The organism is Gordonia humi (genome assembly GCF_014197435.1).
GTDB lineage: Bacteria > Actinomycetota > Actinomycetes > Mycobacteriales > Mycobacteriaceae > Gordonia > Gordonia humi.
In genome coordinates, this window is the sequence record NZ_JACIFP010000001.1 from 4,220,502 (window position 1) to 4,243,363 (window position 22,862).

General features: G+C 66.9%; 22 protein-coding genes. 7 read left to right on the forward strand and 15 right to left on the reverse strand.

Features of this window, described 5'->3' with window-relative positions; translation table 11 throughout:
* Positions 1 to 8: 8 nt before the first annotated feature.
* The 10 genes from BKA16_RS19520 to BKA16_RS19565 form a co-directional block, all read right to left on the reverse strand.
* Entirely contained in the window at positions 9 to 1,724 is a 1,716-nt protein-coding gene (locus tag BKA16_RS19520; protein WP_183372224.1) for an AMP-binding protein, read from the reverse strand.
* A complete protein-coding gene (locus BKA16_RS19525; protein ID WP_183372225.1) occupies positions 1,711 to 2,571 on the reverse strand; it encodes an LLM class F420-dependent oxidoreductase in 861 nt (286 codons plus the stop codon). Before BKA16_RS19525 ends, BKA16_RS19520 begins: the two co-directional genes overlap by 14 nt.
* 89 nt (positions 2,572 to 2,660) lie before the next feature.
* Complete coding sequence (locus BKA16_RS19530) at positions 2,661 to 3,839, reverse strand: acyl-CoA dehydrogenase family protein (RefSeq protein WP_183372226.1); 1,179 nt, start codon at positions 3,837 to 3,839, stop codon at positions 2,661 to 2,663.
* 149 nt (positions 3,840 to 3,988) lie between these two features.
* Positions 3,989 to 4,816 (reverse strand): GAF domain-containing protein, encoded by an 828-nt coding sequence (locus BKA16_RS19535; RefSeq protein WP_183372227.1) that lies wholly within the window; start codon positions 4,814 to 4,816, stop codon positions 3,989 to 3,991.
* Positions 4,817 to 4,830: 14 nt separating this feature from the next.
* The gene (locus tag BKA16_RS19540) at positions 4,831 to 6,363 is read right to left on the reverse strand and encodes an FAD-dependent monooxygenase (protein ID WP_343067528.1); all 1,533 of its coding nucleotides are present in this window, start codon (positions 6,361 to 6,363) and stop codon (positions 4,831 to 4,833) included.
* Entirely contained in the window at positions 6,360 to 7,613 is a 1,254-nt protein-coding gene (locus BKA16_RS19545; protein ID WP_183372229.1) for a cytochrome P450, read from the reverse strand. The genes BKA16_RS19540 and BKA16_RS19545 overlap by 4 nt, the downstream gene beginning before the upstream one ends.
* On the reverse strand, positions 7,610 to 9,238 hold the full coding sequence (locus BKA16_RS19550) for an MFS transporter (protein WP_183372230.1): 1,629 nt from the start codon (positions 9,236 to 9,238) through the stop codon (positions 7,610 to 7,612). The genes BKA16_RS19545 and BKA16_RS19550 overlap by 4 nt, the downstream gene beginning before the upstream one ends.
* Positions 9,235 to 9,936, reverse strand: a complete 702-nt coding sequence (locus BKA16_RS19555) for an HAD family hydrolase (protein ID WP_183372231.1) — start codon at positions 9,934 to 9,936, stop codon at positions 9,235 to 9,237. Before BKA16_RS19555 ends, BKA16_RS19550 begins: the two co-directional genes overlap by 4 nt.
* Positions 9,933 to 10,910, reverse strand: coding sequence for an AfsA-related hotdog domain-containing protein (locus tag BKA16_RS19560; RefSeq protein WP_183372232.1), 978 nt, complete (start codon positions 10,908 to 10,910; stop codon positions 9,933 to 9,935). The genes BKA16_RS19555 and BKA16_RS19560 overlap by 4 nt, the downstream gene beginning before the upstream one ends.
* A gap of 466 nt (positions 10,911 to 11,376) precedes the next feature.
* Positions 11,377 to 12,429 (reverse strand): oxygenase MpaB family protein, encoded by a 1,053-nt coding sequence (locus tag BKA16_RS19565; RefSeq protein WP_183372233.1) that lies wholly within the window; start codon positions 12,427 to 12,429, stop codon positions 11,377 to 11,379.
* Between the two features lie 92 nt (positions 12,430 to 12,521).
* On the opposite strand from BKA16_RS19565, the gene BKA16_RS19570 reads away from it, so the two are divergent.
* On the forward strand, positions 12,522 to 13,112 hold the full coding sequence (locus BKA16_RS19570; protein ID WP_183372234.1) for a TetR/AcrR family transcriptional regulator: 591 nt from the start codon (positions 12,522 to 12,524) through the stop codon (positions 13,110 to 13,112).
* Here BKA16_RS19570 and BKA16_RS19575 read toward each other — a convergent pair.
* Positions 13,085 to 13,681, reverse strand: coding sequence for a dihydrofolate reductase family protein (locus tag BKA16_RS19575; RefSeq protein WP_183372235.1), 597 nt, complete (start codon positions 13,679 to 13,681; stop codon positions 13,085 to 13,087). The two genes, BKA16_RS19570 and BKA16_RS19575, sit on opposite strands and share 28 nt — an antisense overlap.
* A 126-nt stretch (positions 13,682 to 13,807) precedes the next feature.
* Here BKA16_RS19575 and arfB point away from each other — a divergent pair, with 126 nt between their 5' ends.
* From arfB to BKA16_RS19595, 4 genes are all read left to right on the forward strand, one after another.
* Positions 13,808 to 14,248, forward strand: a complete 441-nt coding sequence (arfB, locus tag BKA16_RS19580; protein ID WP_183372236.1) for an alternative ribosome rescue aminoacyl-tRNA hydrolase ArfB — start codon at positions 13,808 to 13,810, stop codon at positions 14,246 to 14,248.
* A 120-nt stretch (positions 14,249 to 14,368) separates the two neighbouring features.
* Positions 14,369 to 15,490 carry an alpha/beta hydrolase gene (locus tag BKA16_RS19585; RefSeq protein WP_183372237.1) on the forward strand — a complete coding sequence of 374 codons (1,122 nt, stop codon included), beginning with the start codon at positions 14,369 to 14,371 and terminating at the stop codon, positions 15,488 to 15,490.
* 119 nt (positions 15,491 to 15,609) lie between these two features.
* Entirely contained in the window at positions 15,610 to 16,047 is a 438-nt protein-coding gene (locus BKA16_RS19590; protein WP_183372238.1) for a VOC family protein, read from the forward strand.
* A 129-nt stretch (positions 16,048 to 16,176) separates the two neighbouring features.
* Positions 16,177 to 16,632: a hemerythrin domain-containing protein gene (locus BKA16_RS19595; protein ID WP_183372239.1), complete on the forward strand. Its 456-nt coding sequence runs from the start codon at positions 16,177 to 16,179 to the stop codon at positions 16,630 to 16,632.
* 51 nt (positions 16,633 to 16,683) lie between these two features.
* Here the strand turns inward: BKA16_RS19595 and BKA16_RS19600 are convergent, their stop codons facing one another.
* The gene (locus BKA16_RS19600; protein ID WP_183372240.1) at positions 16,684 to 17,253 is read right to left on the reverse strand and encodes a DUF6928 family protein; all 570 of its coding nucleotides are present in this window, start codon (positions 17,251 to 17,253) and stop codon (positions 16,684 to 16,686) included.
* A 229-nt stretch (positions 17,254 to 17,482) separates the two neighbouring features.
* On the opposite strand from BKA16_RS19600, the gene BKA16_RS19605 reads away from it, so the two are divergent.
* Complete coding sequence (locus tag BKA16_RS19605; protein ID WP_183372241.1) at positions 17,483 to 18,502, forward strand: MsnO8 family LLM class oxidoreductase; 1,020 nt, start codon at positions 17,483 to 17,485, stop codon at positions 18,500 to 18,502.
* 255 nt (positions 18,503 to 18,757) lie between these two features.
* Here BKA16_RS19605 and BKA16_RS19610 read toward each other — a convergent pair whose 3' ends face one another.
* The gene (locus BKA16_RS19610) at positions 18,758 to 19,339 is read right to left on the reverse strand and encodes a TetR/AcrR family transcriptional regulator (RefSeq protein WP_183372242.1); all 582 of its coding nucleotides are present in this window, start codon (positions 19,337 to 19,339) and stop codon (positions 18,758 to 18,760) included.
* A gap of 161 nt (positions 19,340 to 19,500) precedes the next feature.
* Between BKA16_RS19610 and BKA16_RS19615 the strand changes: the two genes are divergently transcribed.
* Positions 19,501 to 20,355 (forward strand): NAD(P)H-binding protein, encoded by an 855-nt coding sequence (locus BKA16_RS19615; protein WP_183372243.1) that lies wholly within the window; start codon positions 19,501 to 19,503, stop codon positions 20,353 to 20,355.
* A 169-nt stretch (positions 20,356 to 20,524) separates the two neighbouring features.
* On the opposite strand, the gene ychF is transcribed toward BKA16_RS19615, so the two are convergent.
* Both ychF and BKA16_RS19625 read right to left on the reverse strand, forming a co-directional pair.
* The gene (gene ychF, locus BKA16_RS19620; protein ID WP_183372244.1) at positions 20,525 to 21,604 is read right to left on the reverse strand and encodes a redox-regulated ATPase YchF; all 1,080 of its coding nucleotides are present in this window, start codon (positions 21,602 to 21,604) and stop codon (positions 20,525 to 20,527) included.
* A 6-nt stretch (positions 21,605 to 21,610) separates the two neighbouring features.
* The gene (locus BKA16_RS19625) at positions 21,611 to 22,825 is read right to left on the reverse strand and encodes an AI-2E family transporter (RefSeq protein WP_343067530.1); all 1,215 of its coding nucleotides are present in this window, start codon (positions 22,823 to 22,825) and stop codon (positions 21,611 to 21,613) included.
* Positions 22,826 to 22,862: the final 37 nt, after the last annotated feature.

Genomic DNA, 22,862 nt, shown 5'->3' on the forward strand with positions numbered 1-22,862 from the left:
GAACTCCTCTACGTCTCATCGCTCGCGGCGTACCGGTCGCGCAAGGCTCGCTTGAGGACCTTCCCCGTCGCATTGCGCGGCAACGGACCGAAGCCGAAGACGACATCGGCCGGTGCCTTGTACGCCGCAAGCGACGCACGCACGATGTCGCGAACGTCGTCGGCCGACAACTCCACTCCGTCGACCACGGTCACGGCCGCGACCACGCGCTCACCGAGACGCTCGTCGATCGCACCGAAGACGGCGACTTCTGTGAACTGCTCCGACGCGAGCAGCACGTACTCGACCTCCGCGCAGTACACGTTCTCGCCACCGGTGATCACGATGTCTTTCACGCGATCGACCACATAGATCAGACCTCGGTCATCGACGTAGCCGAGATCGCCCGTGCGGTACCACGATCCGTCGAAGACCGCGGCGGTCTCCTCCGGTCGATTCAGGTATCCCGCCATCACCTGCGGACCGCGGACCTGAAGTTCGCCGACCACTCCCGACCCGGACACCACGTGTCCGGACGCGTCGACGGCCCTGACCTCCATCACCGGGCTCGCCGATCCCGACGTGTCCGGATGGGCCGCGAGTACGTCGCCACCGGCCGTGCTCACGCTGGCCGTCGTCTCCGTCATCCCCCAGCCGACGCCGCGCCCCGCGGCCGGAAGGACACGCGACAGTTTCGCGACCAGGTCCGGCGGCGTCGTCTGACCGGCGGCGGCGACGTTGATCAAGCTCCCGATGCGTTCCACAGGGGACGCCTCGTTCAGCACGTCCACGATGACCATCGGGGGTCCGGCCAACATCGCCAGACGGTGCTGCTCGATCAGATCGATCGCGAGGCGGACGTCCCACCGGGGCATGATCACGACGACCCCACCGGTGAACATCGTCGTCATCAACGCCACCAGCCCCGAGGTGTGGAACAGCGGGAAGACCAGCAGTGCGGACAGTCTCGGCATCAACCCACGAATCGCGTCGGGTTCCATGCCGTACTTGCGGGCGTTCGTGACGACCCCGGTCTCTGTGAACAACCGCAGACTCACCACCAGAGTGCACACATTGCGGTGTGTGAGTACGACGCCCTTCGATCTGCCCGATGTCCCCGACGTGAACAGAATCCACGACGGCGCGTCGGCCTCGGGCGCGGGACGGCTCGCCGTCGAATCACGGCCCGCGGCGAGGTCGGCGTATCGGTACACCGGCTCGTCGATGCGGTCATCGTCGACGACGACGATCGGCGTGGACCGGTCACGGGCACGGATACGTGCCGCGCGCGGTCCGTCGGCGAGGATCGCGACGCACTCCGCGTCCGAGACCGCCGCGGCGATCTCGACCTCGGCCTCTCGGCTGTTGAACAGGACTGCGACTCCGCCGCATCGGCCGATCGCGACCAGCGCCACGATGAACTCGACGCGATTCTTCATCGCGATTCCGACACGATCACCGTCACGGACGCCGACGCGGCGCGCCAACGACGCCGCGATTACCCCTGCTTGATCACCGACCTGGCGATAGGTGTACGCAGCACCGTCCTCGACGAGCAGGACTTCGTCCGGATGCTCGTTCACAAGCGAGGTGAACACGTCATCGAAGCTGGCTGGGGTGTCGCGGTACACGCGCATCGTCTCGCCGCCGACAACGGCGTCGACCACTGCGAACGGACCGTTCGATCCGGTGAGTTCGGACTCGATGTCACGAAAGACGGCGACGGCGTCGTCAGGCGTCGACACGGCCGATCTCCAGTTTGCCCGCGAGCTTGGCGAGGTAGCCCGCCGCGCGCTCCTCGGAGTCGTCCGGCACGCCGTACAGCACCGATGTGACACCGAGCTCACGCCAGCGTTCCAGCTTCTCCGCGACGGGTTTGAAGTCGAGGACGACGATCTGTGGATCACCGTCCCGCCCCGCCTCCGACCAGATCCGCTTCAGGAGCACGACGGAGTCCTCGATGTCCTCCTCGTTCGGCGTCGTGATCCAGCCGTCCGCACTCCGCGCGATCCATCTGAAGTTCTTCTCGGTGCCCGCCGCGCCCACCAGTGTCGGCGGACCGGGCTGCTGGACGGTCTTGGGCCACGCCCAGCTCGGCCCGAAGTTCACGAACTCGCCCGCGTACTGTGCCTCCTTCTGCGACCAGAGCGCACGCATGGCCTCAAGGTACTCGCGCAGCATCGTGCGACGACGCTTCGGCGGCACATCGTGATCGCCGAGCTCGTCGAGGTTCCAGCCGAAGCCCACTCCCAGTGTGACTCGACCGTTCGACAGGTGGTCGAGCGTCGCGATCTGCTTGGCGAGTGTGATGGGGTCCGACTGGACGGGCAGCGCGACGGCCGTGCCGAGCCGGATCCGGGACGTCACCGCGGCCGCCGCACTCAACGACACCCACGGGTCGAGCGTCCGCATGTAGCGGTCGTCGGGAAGCGACGAGTCGCCGGTCTGCGGATGCGCCGCGTCTCGGCGCGTCGGGATGTGACCGTGTTCGGGAACGTAGTACGCACTAAAACCGGCGTTCTCGATCAGCGGGGCGAGAATCGATGGAGCCAGGCCCCGGTCACTCGTGAACTGGACGATCCCGAAATCCATTGCTTCTCCTGCATACTCGCCGTCAACGGACAATTGACTGGACACTAGTCCAATACCAGAACTGTAACACGTTCCTACCCCGGCCGGGCTCAGATCATATTCCGCATCATCCCCTGCGGTTCTCCGCCGAGCTGGGTCAATGCCGACGCGTGGAAGATCGATCCCGGCACGTGGATCGCATGGGCGAGGCCGGCGTGCGCATCGCGGAAGAACCGTTGCATGGGGAACTTCCGATGGAGCGCTCCGCCACCCGACCGCGCGAAGATCTCGTCGACCGCGCGCACGGCACGCCACGCCGCGGCGGTCTGCGTGCGACGCCCGATCGCGCGCTCGGAGAACGAGATCGTGTGCCCCGCTTCGGTCTTGTCGTAGAACCGGTCGACGGTCTCCAGCAGTGCGGCGCGCGAGGCCGCGATCTCGGCCGCCGACTCGCCGATCGCATAGAGGACGTACGGATCCTCCTTGATCTTCTGCCCGGTGATCGCGACACGCTCCCTCTGCGCCGCGATGTGACAGGCCAGTGCACCTTCGGCGATGCCGATCACCGCAGCCGTGATGCCGAGCGGGAACATGCAGCTGAACGGCATCAGCGACGTCGGGTCGGTCAGGCCCGCCGCGCGCGGCGCGGTCCCGTCGGAGACGTCGTCGGACTTGAGAGTCCGGTACGCGGGAATGTACGCGCCGTCGACGACGACATCCTTCGAACCGGTGCCGCGCAGTCCGATGACATCCCACGAGTCGTCGATGATCGTGTAGTCCGACCGCGGCAGGATCACGTGGAGGATCGTCGGCGGCATCTGCGGCTTGCCGTTCTCGTCGCCGACCATCGCACCGAGGATCACCCACTGACAGTGGTCCGTTCCGGACGAGAACTGCCACCGCCCCTTCAGGGTGTAGCCGCCATCCACCGGCGTAGCCACACCCATCGGAGCGTACGGCGAGGCGACCCAGACGTCGTCGTCGCGGCCCCAGATCTCCTCCTGCACCTTGGGGTCGGCGAACGCGATCTCCCACGGGTGGATGCCGACGATGCCCGACACCCACCCGGTGGCGCCGTCCATCGCCGCCACGCCCATGACCGTCTCGGCGAATTCGCGCGGATGCGCACCACCGCCCCCGTACCGCACCGGTTGCAGCATCTTGATGACGCCGGTCTCCCGCAGCCGACCCGCGGACGAGTCGGCCAGTCTCATGAGTTCGTCGCCTTCGACGCCCGCCGCGCGGATCTGCTCCGCATGCTCTTCGATACGTGCGAGAACCTCGCCCATCAGCCACTCCTCGATCGCCAAACTAGAACACGTTCTAATTTAGCGCGTGGGCGGCGCTCTCGCGACCCGTCCACGCGATCTCTCCGGCCGAAGTCAGCCAGAAGTCAGACAGGACCGACATTCGACATGATGGGGCGGACGGCGACGACCTATGACGTCGGGTAGACAGCGAGGAGCAGTTCAGGCGCCATCGGCCACGGCTTCGTGACGAGAGGGCGGAATCCGTGGGCGGCTCCGCTGAGCACCGTCGTCGGCAGGTCGGGCCGAGCGGCTGTCAGCCATGCGATCACCCGGCCGCTCACAGCGTCGATCAGTGCCGGCGCGACTCGGCCCGCCTGGGCCGACAGGTTCGCGACCCGGTACGCGACCATGTCTGGATCGTCCTCCCCCAGGAGATCAGGTAGTTGTACGGAGACGCCGAGAATTCGTGGACCGTCGAACGTCGCGATGCAGCGATGGGTGTACCTGTGAACGGCGCCGTGGACGTCGATCCACTCCCCCGTACTCCGGAAGCCGACGTCGGCCACCCGAACGTCCGTGGCGATCCTGGCCACATCGGCGGGTCGGGCCACTCGTGACAGCCGATCGGTCAAAGTCTCGGACGGTACTCGCGGGTTGCGTGGATCGGTCACGGCGGAGGGTGACACCCGATCTGTCAGATCCCATTCCCATGCCCGTGCGCGCGGTTCGGCAGGTGGTGTCTCATCGGGATCTCCGATCCACATGAGGACGCCGTGCACCTGCCTGGACGGACCCAGTACCGGGGACGCGAGAGCGAGCCGCGGCCCGGCCAGGTCGATGAGGACTTGCGATTGTTTCAGATTGTTGAGGACTGTCTCGACTAGCCGAAGGACGGTCTTGTGCACCGAGCCGCGGAACTCGTTCGACAGCGGGCGCCATTGTTTCGAGCGGGCACCGACCAACAGCACCGCGGGCATCTCCCCAACGGTGTCCACGAGAAACCATCCTTCGGGCATGGGACGAGTATCGCCTATACGTCGATCGCCGCGGGCGTTCGTACCTTGGCGCGGAGACCGAAGTGTCTGCGCACGCTCTCGGTCATCTCGATGATCGCGTCAGGTCCACCCGCCCACGCCACATAGCCGTCGGGTCGCACCAGGACGACATCCGGATACTCCTCGGGCAGGCCTGAAGACACTGCCACGATCCGGGAGAACGGCAGTTCGACGGCTTCGTCTACAGTCTGGGCGACGCTCGCCCGCGCCAGTACGAGGAACTCTCCCCGTTGGAGAAGTTCGGCGACGGAGAGTGTCGCACCGTCGATCGCCCCGAGCTCGAAATCCGGTACGAATTCGCCGTCGAGCGGATGCGCTCTCGCGTCACCGTCATGCACCGGGTGCCGCACGGAGGTTCCGTTGATCTGATCGGCGAGCCAGTCGTGCGCGGCCGGCTCGCGTAACCATTTCTCGACCATGTTTCGCAACGGCTCGTTCGCGGGATCTGGATTCATCAAGGTGGACTGCAGCCGAGTGTTGTCGATGAGCCATTTCCCGATCGCTTCGCGCTCTGCTCCGTATGTGTCCAGTAGCCGCTCGTCGGCGGCGCCGGTGAGGACGGCTGCGAGCTTCCACCCGAGGTTGACGGCATCGTTGATGCCGGTGTTGAGGCCCTGCCCGCCCAGCGGGTAGTGGATGTGCGCAGCGTCGCCCGCGAGGAGAAGCCGCCCGTGTCGATAGTTGTCCACCACGCGGCTGTAGTCGCTGAACCGGTTCAAATAGTGGGGCTCGACGAGATCCACATGTGACCCCGCGGCGCGGTCTACGGCTGCCGTGAACTCCTCCGGAGTGACCGGCTCTGCGCGATCGGTTATCGGGCCGTCGAATTCGAAGACGATGAGGCGACTGTCCCCGTAGCGGTTGAGGTTCAACAGCGTCCAACCACGCGGGGTGGGCGTCCATCCGGGGCGCAGCTGTTCCGGGTGCGGTACGTGGGCCAGACCGAGAATCGCTCGCATGGTGGGCGCGTACTCGCGTACGGCGAACGCCCCCGATCGCCGCACCGTGCTGCGCCCGCCGTCGGCGCCGACCACGTACCCGGCTGCGAAGGATTGTTCGACTCCGTCCGGGCCCGCAGCGACCACACGCACACCTTCGTCGTCCTGCTCGACACTGATTGCCTTGTGCCGACGTAGAACCCGCGCTCCCGACGCCTCTGCCCGCCGAGCGATCGCGCGCTCGAGATCGGCCTGGGCGATTCCCAGCATCACCGGACCGTCGATGGTGCGACCTCGTACGCTGAGCCACGGATAACCGGCGAACTGGAAGGGTTCGACGGTCTCCTGCCGATGGTCTGTCGTGACTCGTGGAACTGTGATCATCCCGCGCCGCGCCAGCGTCGCGATGGCCCGTGCGTGGTACGTCCCGGCCTTGGGATACTCGCTCACCTCACCACGCTGCTCCAGCACGAGGGCCGAGATTCCATGCAGCGCCAGCTCATTGGCTACGAGCATGCCGACGGGACCGCCACCGATCACGATGACGTCGTTGTGGTCTGCTCCTGTCACCGGTGCACCGCCTTGTTCTGTCCGACTACCACGGGAAGCCGCACCGGACGACGGAGTCCGGTGCCCAGGTCCCATTCGATCTGCTCAGGTGGTACCGCGAGTCGCAGATCGGGGAGCCGCATCACGACCGCATCGAGAACCGTGATCAGTTCGATCTGGGCAAGGGCCGATCCCATACAGCGGTGCATACCGTAGCCGTACTGCAGGTGACGGCGTCCCGGCCGGGTCGGATCGATGCGCAGCGGGCTGTCGAAGACCTCCGGGTCGCGATTGGCGGCATTGATATGCGGATAGACGATCGCTCCGGCCGGGATCTCGACACCGCCCACCTCGAGTGGTCGCGTCAACTCCCGTGGGAAGGATCCGGGGGTGCCGAGCGGCATCAGACGCAAGATCTCTTCGACGAGCCCTTCGACCGTGGCGTCGCCGTGGACGACGGACCGATACAGTTCGGGCTCTGCCAGCGCCGCGTACGCCGTCTTAGTCAACATCGTCGCGACATTGTTGTCGCCGCCCAGCACGATGCCCATGACCGTCCCGGCGATCAGGGAATCGTCGACCACGGCGAACTCGGGCTGTGCTGCGCGACGACGGTACGTTGCCACGAGGCCATCGTCGGAGAACGGCTCCTGCCCTGCCACCAGGCGTCGGACCCAGCCGTAGAGTTCTATCCAGGACCGCTCGATCAACGGGACGTCGTCGCGCGGTGCGAGTTGAATCCGCCGACCCAACTCGTTCATCCACGGCGCGAGGGCGTCGTCGACCCCGAGTAGGCGGCACACCATCCGGGCGGGCACCACCCGAAACACCTGCCCGACGAGGTCTGGTTCGGCAGTTGCTTCGAGGTCGTCGAGGGCGGCATTCGTCAACTCTGCGATGAGTGGTGCGAGAGCGGCGATGGCCCGGGCGCTGAATTCATGGGATACGAATTCGCGGACGATCCCGTGCACCGGGGCATCGAGGTTGATCAGTACTTCCGGCGCCCAGTTCGTCGGCATGAACGACGGGCCGCCGTCGACGTTGCACAGGGCTCGGCTCGCGGTTCGGTCCAGCATGAGTGTCTTGACGTGGTCGTAGGCCGTGAGGCTGATCGCCTCATGTCCGCTCGGGAGCTCGATTCGGGTGAGGCCGTCGGCCCCGGCCCATTCCCGGACGTACGGGGCGGGCGTGTCGAGCAGTGGGATGTCGCTGACCGAGGGCGCGGGGAATACGGCGTTGTCAGCGGCAGCCGTGGAGGTCGTGGTGGTCATCGAGGGGTCCTCTCGGAAATGATTCGGGAATCGATCGCATGCTCACGTGTCGCTTCCGCGACGCCCAATGGATCACGCTCGGCCGCAGCGGGTGTCGCGTGCTCGGAGCCCGCCGTCGTAGTGGTGGGCTCGGCCGTCCTGCGCAGCAGCACCACGATGGAAACAGCGAGCACTGCGCTGACTCCGACGATCGTCCACAGCAGGGGCACCAACCCCGTGGCGAAGGCTTCGCGCAGCGCATCGGCCGCGACTCCGGAGGCATCGTGGATCTCGCCTGTGACGACCCGGTCGACGATCGTGTCCTGATCCCCGGCGTCCAGAGTGTCGGGCAGCACCTGCCGCACCTTCCCGCCGACGCCCACCGAGAGTGCACTGGCGAACACCGCGACGACGACGGCTTCGCTGCCGAGCCTGACAGTGGACACCAGGCCCGACACCATGCCCGACTTCTCCTCGGGGACCGAGCCGATCGCCTGTCCGTCGACGAGACCGACCCCGAGCCCGAACCCCGCGCCCAACAGCACGAACGGAAGTATCAGGTCGGGCACATCCACGGCGGTGTTCTCGCGGGTGAGCAGCGCCGCTCCGATGACGTAGAACGCGACGCTTGCACCGAGGATCACCCACGTCGGCACGCCGCGGCCGTGCAACGCCCCCGCGACGATCGGGCCCACGATCACGGGGACCGTCATGATCAGCATGACTGCCCCGACCGATCCGGAACCCAGCTGCCAGACCCCGGTCAGGAACGTCGGGTAGTAGGTGAGCAACGTGACGAAGCCGACGGCTCCCGCAACGGGAACGAGAAGCAGCCCGACCAGCCGCGGAGACCGCAGCAGGCTCAGGTCGAGCAGCGGGTTGCCGGTGACCGCCTGCAGGCGCACGAACACAGCGAGCAGCAGGATTCCCCCGGCGACGAGAACGATCGTGCCCGGTGACGACCAACCCCAGGAACTGCTCTGTGCGACACCGGCGATCACAAGGCTCAGTGCGGCCGCGAACACAAGGGCTCCGCGGTAGTCGATCTGTCCGGTGTCCTGGGCCGGGGTGTCGTGTACGCCGGACAGAAGAACGAGCGCGATGGCGATGATGATCGCCACGGCGTTGAACCAGAAGATGCCCGTCCAACCGATGAGCGCGATGGCGGCCGAGGAGATGCTCGGCCCGAGCCCGAGCCCGACACCTGCTGCAGTGCCGAACAGAGCGAAGGCGCGGGCCGCAGCCTTGCCGGAGAAGGTGATGGCGATCAGCGCACCCGAGCAGGCGAAGATGATCGCCGCACCGACTCCCGCGAGTGCGCGAGCAAGGTCGAGAACGACGAGGTCGGGGCTGAGTGCGCTCAGGACGCCCGCGGCGGCGAACACGACGCCGCCCAGCAGTAGTCCGCGGCGGCGGCCCAGGTGATCGGCGATCGATCCGGCCACGAGGCTGAACACCGCGAAGGTGAGGTTGAACCCGTTGACCACCCACTGAAGCTGTGCGGGTTGCGACCCGAGGTCGGCCGCGATGTGCGGGAGTGCGACACCGGTACCGGATACGCCCGTGGGAACCACGACGACCCCGAGCAGGATTGCGGCGAGCAGGACGCCGGGGCGGCCGTTTCCGGACGGCGACGTGTGGGTCATCGGGAGCCGTCCTCGGAGGTGGTCGCGAGCAGTCGAGAGAGATCGACGAGAGCTCGACTGTTGTCGACGAAGTGCACCGCTTCCCACCCCGCGTTCTCGGCGGCATCACAATTCACCTGCAGATCGTCCACGAGGATCACCTCCGGTCCCGGTACACCGATCCGGTCCGCTGCGAGAGCGAAGACTCGAGGATCCGGCTTGCGAAGTCCCACGGCATAGGAATCGACGATGGCGTCGACCTCGTCGTCGAGCCCGACCATGGAGCGCCAATAGGGCTCCCACTCGCGGACGTTATTGGTCAGGACGCCGACTCGGTACCCCGACCGACGCAGTTGCAGTGCGAGATTGCGCACGGTCTCGTTCACCCCGTGCCCATCGAACCACTGGCGCCCGAACTCACGCTGTGAGCGTGAGACGTCGATTCCCCTCGCCGTCAACCAAGCGTGCAGCCTGCGCACCCACTCGTCTTCGGTGAGCATTCCCAGTTCCACCGGCGCCAGAACGTCGACACCGAGAGGGTCGGCGACGCCGGCCATCGCAGCTTTGAGATCAGACGGGGCGATGCCTGTCTTTCGCTCGTACTCGAGGAAGAGTTCCTCGATGGGCGGTGACAGGACGCCGCCGAAGTCGAAATACACCGCCGAGTAGCGCGATGACTCAGTGTGTGGCTCGATGTCGACCACTACCGGCGCGGTCATCGCGCACCTCCGACCAGGACGCCGCGCGCATCGTCGCTGACATGGCGAATGAGACGGACACATCCCGTGGTGATCGGCTCCTCCTCCTGGAGCACCTCGACCTCGAAGGTGAATCCCGAGTCCGGGCCGTCGACGGGCCGGATCCGGATGACGGTGTGCAGATCGAGTTCACCGAACCGGGTGAACTCGGCGCGAAGCGAGGTCAACACGAGCCGTCGTGCACTCAGTCCGTGGAACTCATGTGCGGCGAAGATCCCCGCCTGCCGAATCGCCTCGAAGAGCACTGCGCCGGGGATGTGATCGAGAGGGTGATCGAAAAGGCTCGGGTGGCGTTGGTCGACGAGCACGTCGATCTCGAAGCCGCCTGCGGTCGTGGTCGCGTCTCCAAGCACTGCATTGCGGATGATTCTGCGGCCGAGCGTCTCCGCGGGGTGGACGACCCGGGCGGTTCGAGGACCGCGCCCGGACTGCGGCTCGATACCGGTCCGGTACTCCCCGAGGCCGAGTCGCGCTCGCCCCTTGTTCCGAACACGAGTCCAGATGCCGCGTGGCATCCATTGGATGCGCATCGTCACCGCGGCCGCGGCGACGCCTCCCAGGAGACATTCCATCTCCAAGGTGATGCCGATGACCTCGTCGCCGCGAACCTTCTCGCCGACAATCACAGCGCTCACCTCGCCGTTCCCTGGTTTCGCTGTGATTGTCATGGCCTCTGGAGAGATGACCCGGATGTCAGCGGAGTTGAAGATGAAGGCCTGGCCGAAATCGACGTCGACGTGACGGTGCGCGATCAGGATGGAGGTCTGTCGGAAGCACTCGAGAACGAGAAGAGGGTCGTATCGATGCTCGGCCGGCCCGATGTGGTCGCTGTAGTAACTGTGCGACTTCGGTAGATGGACACCGATGCGGAAGTTCGGGTACCGATCACAGATGATGTCGGTCAGGTACACCTCCGACAGTGCGTCGCGGTGCACATGTTCTCTCGGTACCAACGTGGAATGCGACAATTGCGGATGCAACGTGGATGTCATGTCGAGCCCCTCGGTCTTGGAATTGGCAGCGATCGTTTCCCCACGGGCGACGTAGGTGCGCACCATGTGGTTTCACCGCCGGACGAGGCTTGGGTCTGCGAGCAAGGGGCTTCCAGAGCGACTCTCGATCCGACTGCCGCCAGTATCGGTCGGCGGCGGCACGGCCCGCACGGTTCGAATCACGGTGGGCCGAACCTCGGCCCCTCATATGGGGACGTTTGTGCACGTCACAGCGCCGTTTGGAGTTCAGTATGACCTCCGCCACAGCGAATCCGCACTGGTATCGCACCAGTGCCCGAGGGTGATGTGCGGGCCCGTCGTGATCGCAGCACACGACCGTGCGGCTCGGGGGCGCCGACCCACTTCCCGGACAGACCCCACGCCCCCTCCGCGTCGTACCGGCGGTCCCCTACCCGCCGTACACGCGCTCGACCTCGTCCCGGTCCATGGCGGGATCGGAGCCGAGCACATACGTCGGCTCGGTATGCGCGACCGTGGTTCCACCCGCGACCCGATGCTTCGCCGCGGCGAATTCCGGCGCTTCCCCCATGCTCGCATGCAGCCCGTTGATCGCACTCCACACCGCGGCGCGGCGGGCGCGGCGTTCGACCGGGTTCGGCGGTCGGTACATCACCAGGTGCGCCGCCCACGCGGGCATGGTGTCGCGGATCGCCCAGTCGACGGCCGCCTGCGCGGGGTTGGTCACGTTGACGCCGGTCGCCATCGCGTTGCCGAAGGTGAGTCCGAGTTTCGGCAGGTACTCCTTGAGACAGTCGAGGGCCTCCACTTTCGACGTCGGGAGGTCGGTGCCGCCCAATGATTGTCCGACGCGCACGAATTCGGCGTAGTACTCGTCGAGCTCGGCTCCGCGCAGCGGCTTCGGGTGGTAGATCTCGTGCGCCGTCGCGATACCCCACACGACCGTCGCGTAGTTCCATCGCAACCAGTCCGGATCGTCGGCGTCGTACGCCAGACCGTCCGGCCGAACTCCCTTGATCGTGTGATGCATGGACCGCACCGTGCGCGCCAGACGCTCGGCCGTCGCCGTCGAGCCGTACGCGGTGCCGATGAAGAAGGCCAGCGAGTGCCCGAGTCGGACGGCGAGCCCCTCCGGGTCGAGACGGGCGACGACTCCCGAGTCACCGGTCTCGACGAGGCGAGAGTGATGGATTCCCATCCAGTAGATGCTCGGGTCGAGGCGTTCGAGATACGCGGCGCACTGCAGGCCGAAGATCAACGCCGGGGTGTGCGAATGCACATACCAGGTGCGACTGTCCGGTCCGAACCACCCCGGATCACCTTGCGGCGCATCGAACTCCATACCGCGGAAGAACTTCGACTTCACCTGGTCGTCGAATCTCGCATTCAGCCAGTCCCCCACGTACTGGTGAGGAAGTCGAACGGACAGACCGCCGACCGAGGGAAGGCTCGGCAGCGTGGACGGAAGCGGAACAGACAGCATGATCGTCCTCCTCGGACTCTGGCAACATATGTATCCAGAATAGCTTTTGGATACATACGTGACCAGAGTTGGACGGAACGTATGCTGAGGGGGTGTCGAGCCCAACGAGATGGGCGGGTGTTCCGCTCGCGGACCGCCGCGCCGAACGCAGATCGCGGCTGATCGACGCGGCGTTCGACATCTTCGGCACCGACGGCGAAGCAGCGTTGTCGGTCCGCTCGGTGTGCCGGGCCTGCGACTTCAACACGCGTTACTTCTACGAGAGCTTCGCCGACATCGGCGAACTGCTCGGTGCGACATACGATCGAACGGCTACGGCGTTGGCCGAGACGCTCGACGACCGACTCGCCGAGACGGGTTCGTCCGTGCACGCACGAACCCGCGCGGGAATCGTCACCGTGCTCGGCTTCAGTACCGCCGACCCCCGTTGCGGACGCGTTCTGTTCACCGAGGCTCAGGCGAATCCCGTTCTCATTCAACGCCGTTCGACCACACAGGAACTGCTACGGCGGGCCACCCTCGTCGAGGCCCTCACCCATGAGACCGATCCGCTCGACGGGCGGATCCGCGCGGCGATGTTCACCGGGGCCATGACCGCGCTGGTTCAGCAGTGGCTCGACGGCAGCCTCGGCGACGACCTCGACGCCGTCGCCGATCACGCGATGTCGATACTGACGCCCTGATCGCCGGATCCGGAGCGGCGACGCTCGTATTCGACGTGCACCACGCCGTCGGCGAACACCTCGTGGTGCACCAGTTCCAGATCGACGTGAACGTCGGCCGGTATCGCCGGGCGCCCGCCGAGGATCACCGGCACGACGAAGAAGCGGTACCGGTCGACCAGATCGGCACGCATCGCGGCGGCGGCTGTGGTCGGACCGAAGATCTCGACGACTCCGGTCGCCTCGGCGACGATCTCCCGCACGTCGGCCACGGTGAGGTCCGCGACGAGCCGGTCCACCGGGTCGGCGAGGTCGTCGGCCGCCATCGTCGACGACGCGACCACTTTGTCGAGACCGCGCCACAGGCGCGCGAACTCCCGATGCGCCGCGGGCTGGTCGGCGGGCAGATGCGTCCAGTACCGAATCAGGTCGTATGTCTTGCGGCCGAGCACCTCGGTCGACACCTCGCGCATGCGCTCGACGTGGACGTCGAACATCTCCGGTGACGGCGCCGTCCAACCGAAATCGCCGTCGGCGTCAGTGATGCATCCGTCGAGGGACATGGTCGCGACGTAGCTCAGAGTGCCCATACCCGGCACTCTACGACGTTCCCCACCGTTCGACGGCGATCTCGACCTGCCCCTCGACGGAGCCGACACTCGATCGGGAGAAGAATTCATTCGCGTCGATCACCGTCGGCGCGCGATGATGGTCGCATGGACGATCTGCTCATCGCACCGGGACCCGGATGCCCCCGTGGCATCCGGGTGCCCGCTGCCGAGCTGATCGAGCAGTTCTCACGTTCGTCCGGACCCGGCGGCCAGGGCGTCAACACGACGGACTCCCGCGTTCAGCTCAGCCTCGATCTGGCCACGACGTCGGCGCTCGACGACACACAACGAGAACGGGTGCTGCACAGTCTCGGCGCGCGCCTGGACGGCGGCGTCCTGACGATCGCGGCCTCCGAGGAGCGCGCACAACGGCGCAACCGAGTGGCGGCCCGGGAGCGTCTCGCGCGACTGCTGCGCGAGGCCGTCGCTCCGTCGGTCCCCCGCCGCGCGACACGCCCGACGAAGGGATCGCAGCGGCGCCGCCTCGACGCCAAGACCCGTCGCGGACAAGTCAAGGCGAATCGGCGGCGTCCGGTCGGCGACTGAGCGCCGACGAGCCCGCCGCGCGAGATCGGGGCGAAGAATCGTGCCTCGACCTGGCCGTTCTCCGGTATCTCTGCGAGAATGGTCGACGCCGCAAACCACGCAACAAAGGGGAACGTCCACATGGTCATGGCCGACAGAGAGGGCGTCGAATCGGCGTCCGGCCCCATCACCGCACTCACCATGCTCGGTCTGGCCGGCACGATGGGCAACGGCATCGCCCGCCTCCCGTTCGTTCATCCGTTCCGCGGCCCGGGCGGGCTCGCCGACAACCTCGGCCAGACGGCGACGCGGCTCGCGATCCGCGCATTCATGGGCTACACGATGTCGCTGTCGATCCCGGAGTTCCGCTCCATGGAGCGGGTTCTGGACCAGATCTGCAGCGGTGTGATGCCGCCGATCGTCGGCGGCGTCGGCAAGGTCGAGTTGGTCAAGGACACGGTCGGCGGTGTCGAAGGCGTCTGGTGCCGCCCGAAGCCGGAGGCACTGGTCGACGACGACGGCGATCCGGTCCCGCTGCAGGGCACCATCCTCTATCTGCACGGCGGCGGGTACATCGGCACCACGCCGATGATGTACACCGCCTTCGCGGCGGCCCTGGTCCGATTGAGCAACTGCGAGGTGTTCATCGCCGACTATCGGATGGCGCCGGAGTTCCCGTTCCCGGCGGGCATCCACGACGCGGCCGACGTCTACCGAGCGTTGCTCGAGCAGGGCACGCCCGCCGAGCACCTCATGGTCGCGGGCGATTCCGGCGGCGGCGGCCTCGCGACGTCGTTGCTGTCCTATCTGCACGCCGAAGGCCTACCGCGACCGGCGGCACTCGCGCTGTTCTCGCCGGAGATCGACCTGGATCTCAGCCAGGACTCCATGACCGCGAACGCCGACTCCGACGTCCTGCCGTGGAGCATTCCGGTGGCCCCCTACCTGCACGGAGTACAGCCCAACGACAACCGGGTGTCGGCGATCTACGCCAGTCCGGACACCGACTGGTTCCCTCCCACATTCGTCTGCTGGGGCGAGGCCGAGATGTTCCGCGACAGCATTCGCGATTTCGCCGCACGCCTCGCCGAATCGGAGGTTCCGGTGCACGCGATGGAGGAGTTGGGGATGTTCCACGTGTTCCCGATCCTGATGCCGTGGGCCGAGTCGTCCAAGCGGGTGTTCCGGTCGCTGTCCTCGCTGGCCGGCACGCATGTCCGACCGGCCACACGTCGGGCCGTCGCCGAGCCCGCCCAGTCCTGACGGCCCCGCCCAGTCCTGATGGCCCCGCCCAGTCCTGATGGCAGAGCGCGCACCGGTCCGCATGTGAGGGTGCACCGTACGGCAGGCTCCCGCCTCGGGAGTCGCCTTACCATGGGCTCATGACTGTGCGGATGGACAACGTGGGCATCGTCGTCGCCGATCTCGACGCGGCGATCGACTTCTTCTTCGAGATCGGGCTCACCCTGGACGGGCGAACCGTTGTCGACGGCGACTGGTCGGGCCAGGTGACAGGCCTGCCCGGGCAGCGGGTGGAGATCGCCATGCTCGTCGCACCGGACGGCAGCGGCAAGATCGAACTGTCCCGGTTCATCGAACCGGAGGTGGTCGCCGATCATCGGCGCGCACCGGTCAACTCCCTCGGGTATCTGCGCGTCATGTTCGAGGTGGACGATCTCGACGACACGCTCGACCGACTTCGGGCCCACGGCACCGAACTCGTGAGTGCCGAGGTGGTCCGGTTCGAGGACGTCTATCGACTCTGCTACGTCCGCGGCCCCGAGGGCGTTCTGGTCGGGCTCGCGCAGGCGCTCGGCTGACCCCGGCGACGATCTCAGCACCTCGCCCGTCCACGTGACCAGAGGTCCCGCATCTGCGGGACCTTCGTCCCGGTCGCGAGGTCCGTGGCGGACATACGGTGGGTGGGGGCCTGTTCGAGGAGGTATGTCATGCCCGAGAGCGCATCGTTGGCGCAGCTGTTGGAGGCCGAGCACCGGGAGATCGACGCGGGGATCGCGGCGTACACCGCCGACCCGGCACACGGCGCCGCGGCGCTGCGGACCGCCGTCGACTCCCTCCGCAGGCACATCTATCTCGAAGAGGAGTTCTGCTTCGACGCGCTGCGCGAACGCGGCCTGATGATGCCGGTCATGGTGATGCTCCGCGAGCACGGCGAGATCTGGGCGCTGTGCGATCACGCCGTCGCCGCGCTCGATTCGTGTGAGGACTCCAGTCGGTCGGCGCATCGGCTGCTCGCCGTCCTCGACGCGCACAACGGCAAGGAGGAGCCTGTGCTGTATCCGCACATCGGCGAGGCGATCGGCGACGACGCGAGCGCCGATCTCCTCGACTTCCTCGACACCGGGACCATGCCCGACGGCTGGGTGTGCGCCACCGCCACCTGACCGGTCCTCACGGGCGGGATGCCACCAGTGGTGACGGCGACATCGCCGGTCTCACCGCGCGAAGACGTGCAGGCCGACGTCCTCCCAGTCCACTGCGTTCGACACCGGCCGGGCGGCGTCGCCCTCCAGGCTCAGGACCGATGCGAGCGCACCGTTGCAGAGGTCGAGCCAACGATCGTCGCTGACCGCCTCGTTCCCCTCGAACGCTTCGGCAGCGCCGTCGTTGCGCCAGACACCGGCCACGGCGTTCACCGAGATGCACCGCTGCATCCGTCCGTCCTGCCAGCGCGCATAGGCGAACATCCCGTTCGCCGATCGGGAGGTGAGCAGTCGTAGATCCGGCCACTCGGTGAGCTTGTGATAGCGGGTGTGGAGGATGTCCGGATCGTAGAGATGGGCGTCTCGGGTCGCGATGAGCACACCGTCGTCGTAGACGCCGACTGCCGGCGTCCCCCGCTCCGGAAAGCTCGTATCGAGGAGCGGTCGCGTCGCGACACGACGATACGGCGTCCTCGGGAACAGGCGGCCGATCACCGCGTCCGCGGCCCCCGCCGCGACCGGTTCGGTGAGGTCGAGGGCGCCATCGCTCGAGTAGACGAGGAACGAGAGGTTCAGGCCCATCGGTCGCCGCTCATTCGTCCTCCGGCACTGCGGTGTGCCCGCGCGTGATGTCCGCAGTCACCGGACCCCGGTGGCTCCCCCGTTCCATCATCGTTCGCACAGAGCACGCGTCCGGTCGTCACGATCACCGGCACAGAATACGGCGCGGGCGGATCGTTGTGGTCCACGTGGAGGCGGTCGGTCGTTCGGGCGCCGGAATAGGGCCTGGCCGAGCACCGTTGGAGCAGGCATGGACGTCTCGCTGCTCGACCGCTCCCGGGTGCGCGCCGGTGAGCCCGACGGGCAGGCATTGCATCACACCGCGGCACGCGCTGTTCGGGCCGACGAACTGGGATTCCATCGGTTCTGGGTCGCCGAGCACCATGCGGTACCGGGAATCGCCTCCGGTTCGCCTGCCGTGCTGCTCGCGGCGATCGGGCAGGTGACGTCGCGCATCAGGTTGGGCTCGGGCGGCGTGATGCTGCCCCAGCATCAACCGCTCGTCGTCGCCGAACAGTTCCGCATGCTCGAGGCGCTCTTTCCCGACCGCATCGACCTCGGCGTGGGCGCATCGCTGGGATTCACCGGCGCGGTGCGCCGGGCCCTGCGTCGCGAGCAGGCGTCGTCCGAGGAGATCGACGAGGAGATCCGTGAGCTCCTCCGGTTTCTCCGCGACGAGGAGGCGATCACGGCGCGACCGCGCACGTCCGAGGTCCCCGTGCACGTGCTCGCCTCACGATCGGGCATCGAGCGAGCGGCGCGACTCGGCCTGCCCGTCGTCGTCGGCGGCCCGATGGTCCACGACGAACAGCTCCCCGCCCTGCTCGCCGAGTACCGTGCCTCGTTCCGCGGCGAGCACCCCCACGTGATGCTCTCGGTGGACGTGTTCGCGGGACCGACCGCCGCACGTGCCCGCGAACTCGCCCTGCCGGAGGCCTGGGCGATGGCGATGACACGGCGTACGGGCGAGTTCCGGCCGCTCGAACCCGTCGATCAGATCCTCGCGCGATCGTGGCCGGATCGCGTGCGCGAGCGCATCGAGAAGCACCTCGACGGCGTGTTCCTCGGCACCGAAGCCGACGTCACCACTCGGCTCGCCGCGCTGGTCGACGCCACCGGAGCAGACGAGATCCTGGCGTCGACCTCGACATTCGACACGACTGCGCTCGCCGACCTCGATGCGGCGCTGTTCCGTGCCGCACACGGGGCCGCATCCGATCGCCGCGACGAGGCCGACCGGGACGCGGCCGGGGTCTCGAGTCTGTCCTAGCGCGAGTCTGTCCTAGCGCGTCGGCTCTGGACGATGCGCGTCGTTGGTCGCGGACGTCGACTCGGCACCGGAAATCGGGTCAGTGCTCGGCGCCACCGTGCGAACACCTCGGTCGCTGCCGGGTGAGGATGGTCCTGCGGATCGCCGTCGGCGAGCGCCCGCCAGGCTCCTGCTCGTCCCACCGCCGGATACCGGTTCGGAGATTCGGACCTCCACCACATTCCCACACGGGGCCGTCTCGTCGGGCTCGCGAAGTCAGGCGGACGCGCAGATCCCGTCGAGCACGAACGCGGTTCGGCGATCGTAGTCGGCGCGAGAAGGCCGACCGCCGTGCTTGAGCACCAGGGCGTTGTCTCTGGCGAGTGCTTGAAAGTCCGCCGGGGTGAAGTCCCGAACGAGGACGCCCGCAGCGTGCCCTTGAGCGACCAGACTGTCATGGAAGGTCATCCCGGCATGGCACAGGGCGAGCAGCGGCTCGGAGTCGCCATACTCCTGCAACAGGACATCGTTGACGGCCGGCAGTCGATACTGCAGGTCCCGGAGCGCACCGATATACGAGCGGATCCGCTCGCGAACCTCGACGACGGACTGCGCATCCTCGATGACAGTCTGCAACTCCGCCGCGACGACCTCGTCGATGACGGCGTCGATCAGTCCGATCCTCCCGCCGAGCCGATTGAAGATGGTCGCCTTGCTCACTTCGGCGGCCGCGGCGACCTCCTCGAGCGGCGCGGAGAACCCCTGCTCCCGGAACACCTGAACCGCAGCGCGCAGGATCCGATCGACGTTTCGGCGAGCATCCGAGCGAAGGATCGGACCACCGACGGAATCGGGCATGACGCAGGCTCCCTCCGAGTCGACGAATAACTTGACTGTATCAGTCAAGTTATTGCATGGTGGAACCGACCGAAACTTGACCACCATGGTCAGTTTACGATCCGCGCGGCCGACCGACGACACCGCGCCGCGCCGCCGACTCGTTTCGAAAGGATTTTCGGATGATCATCGTCACCGGAGCTACCGGCACCCTCAACGGGGCCACCGTCGACCACCTCCTCGCGCGAATACCACCGGACCAGATCGGTGTCAGCGTCCGCGACCCGTCGCGTGCGACGCACCTGGCCGATCGAGGAGTCCGCGTACGACAGGGCAGCTACGACGACCCCCGGGCTCTGCGCGAATCGTTCGCCGACGCCGAACAAATACTCCTGGTGTCCTCCAGCGACCTCGCCGCCGATGTCGTCGCACAGCACCGCGGGGCGATCGACGCGGCCGTCGCGGCGGGGGCCCAGCGGATCTTGTACACGAGCACCCACGGGACAGCTTTCGACACCCCCTACCCACCGCTCGCGATCCACGCCGCCACCGAACAGCACCTGGCAGCGTCCGGAGTCGCCTGGACCTCGTTGCGCAACGGCTTCTACGGAGACCCCGCCCAGTTGCTCGGCGCATGGCAGGAGACAGGCGTGATCGCGATGCCCGCCGACGGCCCCTTCTCCTGGGTCGATCGGCGCGATGCCGCGGAGGCCGCCGCCGCGATCCTCACCGCCGACGACCCGTTCGACGGTCCGATAGATCTGACGCTGCCCGAACCCGTCACCCTGGCGGACTTCGCAGCGTCCGCCTCTGAGATCGCCGGTCGCCAGATCGACCGCGTCGTCGTCGACGACGAGACATGGGTGGCCGAAGCGATCTCGAGCGGCGTGCCCGAGGCTGTCGCGCACTTCACCCTGTCGATGTTCCAGGCGACGAGGAGCGGATACTTCTCGCATTCGGACCCCACGCTCATGCGCCTCCTGGGGCGCAGCCCCCGCAGCATCACCGATCAGCTGACGGATCCGGATGTCCGGTGACGCGATGGTCCGCCGCACGCAGTCGTGGCGACAGCGCATCGAGAACACGGCGCCCGGTCACGCACCGGGACGTTCACGCCCAGGGCGCCGACTCCCGCTCCGGGCCAGACTCTGAGCGGAAACCGGCGCCCTGGGCGTAATCCGAGCCCCTGAGCGGAATCCGCGGCGATCAGACGTTAAACCTGAACTCGACCACGTCCCCGTCGGCCATGACGTAGTCCTTGCCCTCCATGCGAACCTTGCCCGCGGCCTTGGCGTCGTTCATGGTGCCTGCGGCGTCGAGGTCGTCATAGGAGACGATCTCGGCCTTGATGAAGCCTTTCTCGAAGTCGGTGTGGATCACGCCCGCGGCCTTGGGGGCGGTGTCGCCTTGGCGGATCGTCCACGCGCGCGCCTCCTTCGGGCCCGCGGTGAGGTAGGTCTGCAGACCGAGCGTGTGGAAGCCGGCGCGCGCGAGCTGGCGAAGGCCGGGCTCGTCCTGGCCGATCGAGTCGAGGAGTTCCTGCGCATCCTCCTCGTCCAGTTCGAGGAGCTCGCTCTCGACCTTCGCGTCCAGGAACACGGCGTCGGCCGGGGCGACGGCCTTGCGCAGCTCCTCCTTGCGGGCGTCGTCGGTGAGCACGCCCTCGTCGGCGTTGAACACGTAGAGGAACGGCTTCGCGGTCAGCAGGTGCAGCTCACGGACGCTCGACAGATCGAACGAGTCCTTCGCCGAGAACAGCGTCTTGCCGCCGTCGAGGATCTCCTGCGCCTTCTTCGCGGCGTCGAGCAGAGCCGACAGATCCTTGTTCTTACGCGCGTCCTTCTCCAGACGCGGCAGAGCCTTCTCCAGAGTCTGCATATCGGCGAGGATCAGCTCGGTCTCGATCACCTCGATGTCGGCGAACGGATCGACGCGACCGTCGACGTGCACGACGTCGTCGTCGGCGAACACGCGGACCACCTGGCAGATCGCGTCGGCCTCACGGATGTTCGCCAGGAACTGGTTGCCCATCCCCTCGCCCACGGAGGCGCCCTTCACGATTCCCGCGATGTCGACGAAGCTGACGACGGCCGGCAGGATCCGCTCACTGCCGAAGATCTCCGCGAGGCGGTCGAGGCGGGCGTCGGGCAGCTCGACCACACCGACGTTGGGCTCGATGGTCGCGAACGGGTAGTTCGCCGCCAGCACATCGTTGCGGGTCAGCGCATTGAACAGGGTCGACTTTCCGACGTTGGGCAGGCCGACGATTCCGAGGGTAAGACTCACGGGTGGTCAGTCTATCTGGTTCTCTTCGGCCTTGGCCGCGGCGGCGTCCTCCTCGGCGATCTCCTCACCCGCGGCCTTGCCGATCTGCTCCAGGATGTAGCGGAGCGCGACGGCCAGGCACGACGCCGCAGGCACGGCCAGGAACGCGCCGGTGATGCCGAACAGGGAACCGCCCAGCGTCACCGCGAGCAGCACGATCACGGCGTGCAGGTCCATCGACCTGGCCTGCAGCCACGGCTGCAGCACGTTGCCCTCGAGTTGCTGCACCACGAGGATGATCCCCAGGACGATCAGCGCCTTGGTGAAGCCGACCGAGACGAGCGCGATCAACACGGCGAGGGCGCCTGCCACGAACGCACCGACGATCGGAATGAACCCGCCCATGAACGTGATGACGATCAGCACACCCGCCAGCGGCACCTGCAGGATGAGCAGACCGGCGCCGATCAGCGCCGCGTCGACGAAACTCACGATCGCCTGCGTGCGGATGAAACCGCCCAGCGTATTCCACATCCGCATGAGGACCTCGCCGACGTGCGACCGGTCCGGAGCGGTTCCCATCGTGCGATTGAGCCACGGGATGAACCGCGGCCCGTCCTTGAGGAAGAAGAACACCAGCACCGCGGTCGTGAACAACGTGATGAGCGCCGACGTGGCGACACCGACGCCGTTGAACACACCCGTCGCGATGGTGCTCGCACTCTCCTGCAGCTTGCCCGTGATCTCGTTGACGAACGAGCTGATCTGCTCGTCTCCGACGTTCAACGGTGGTCCCTGCACCCACTTCTGGACCTGTTCCACACCGTCGACGGCCTGATTGGCCAGCTGAGGAGCCTGATCGATCACCGACGGCACGATGAGTCCGATGATTCCGCCGACGATCGCGAGCGCGATGATCACCACCAGGAGCACGGCCGCAGCGGGCGGCACGCCCTTGCCCCGCAGCCAGCGCACCGGCGGCCACAGCACTGTCGCGACGACGATCGCCAGGACCACCGGCAACAGAATGACCCAGAACTTGGCGAGCAGAGCGAACAGCACGTACAGAAACGCGATAACGAGGATCATCTGCAGGCAGACCCTCGACGTGGACCGCAGTCCGGTCAGGAAGACACGTCCGCGAGTCGAGTGACCGGATGACTCTCGACCACCGGGGGTCTCGGTGTCGGCCGCGGAGGAAGCGTCGTCCGCGGGATCGGCAGGCTCGTTCGGCTCGTTCACGCCACCATGGTCACACACGGATCCGACAATGTCGTCA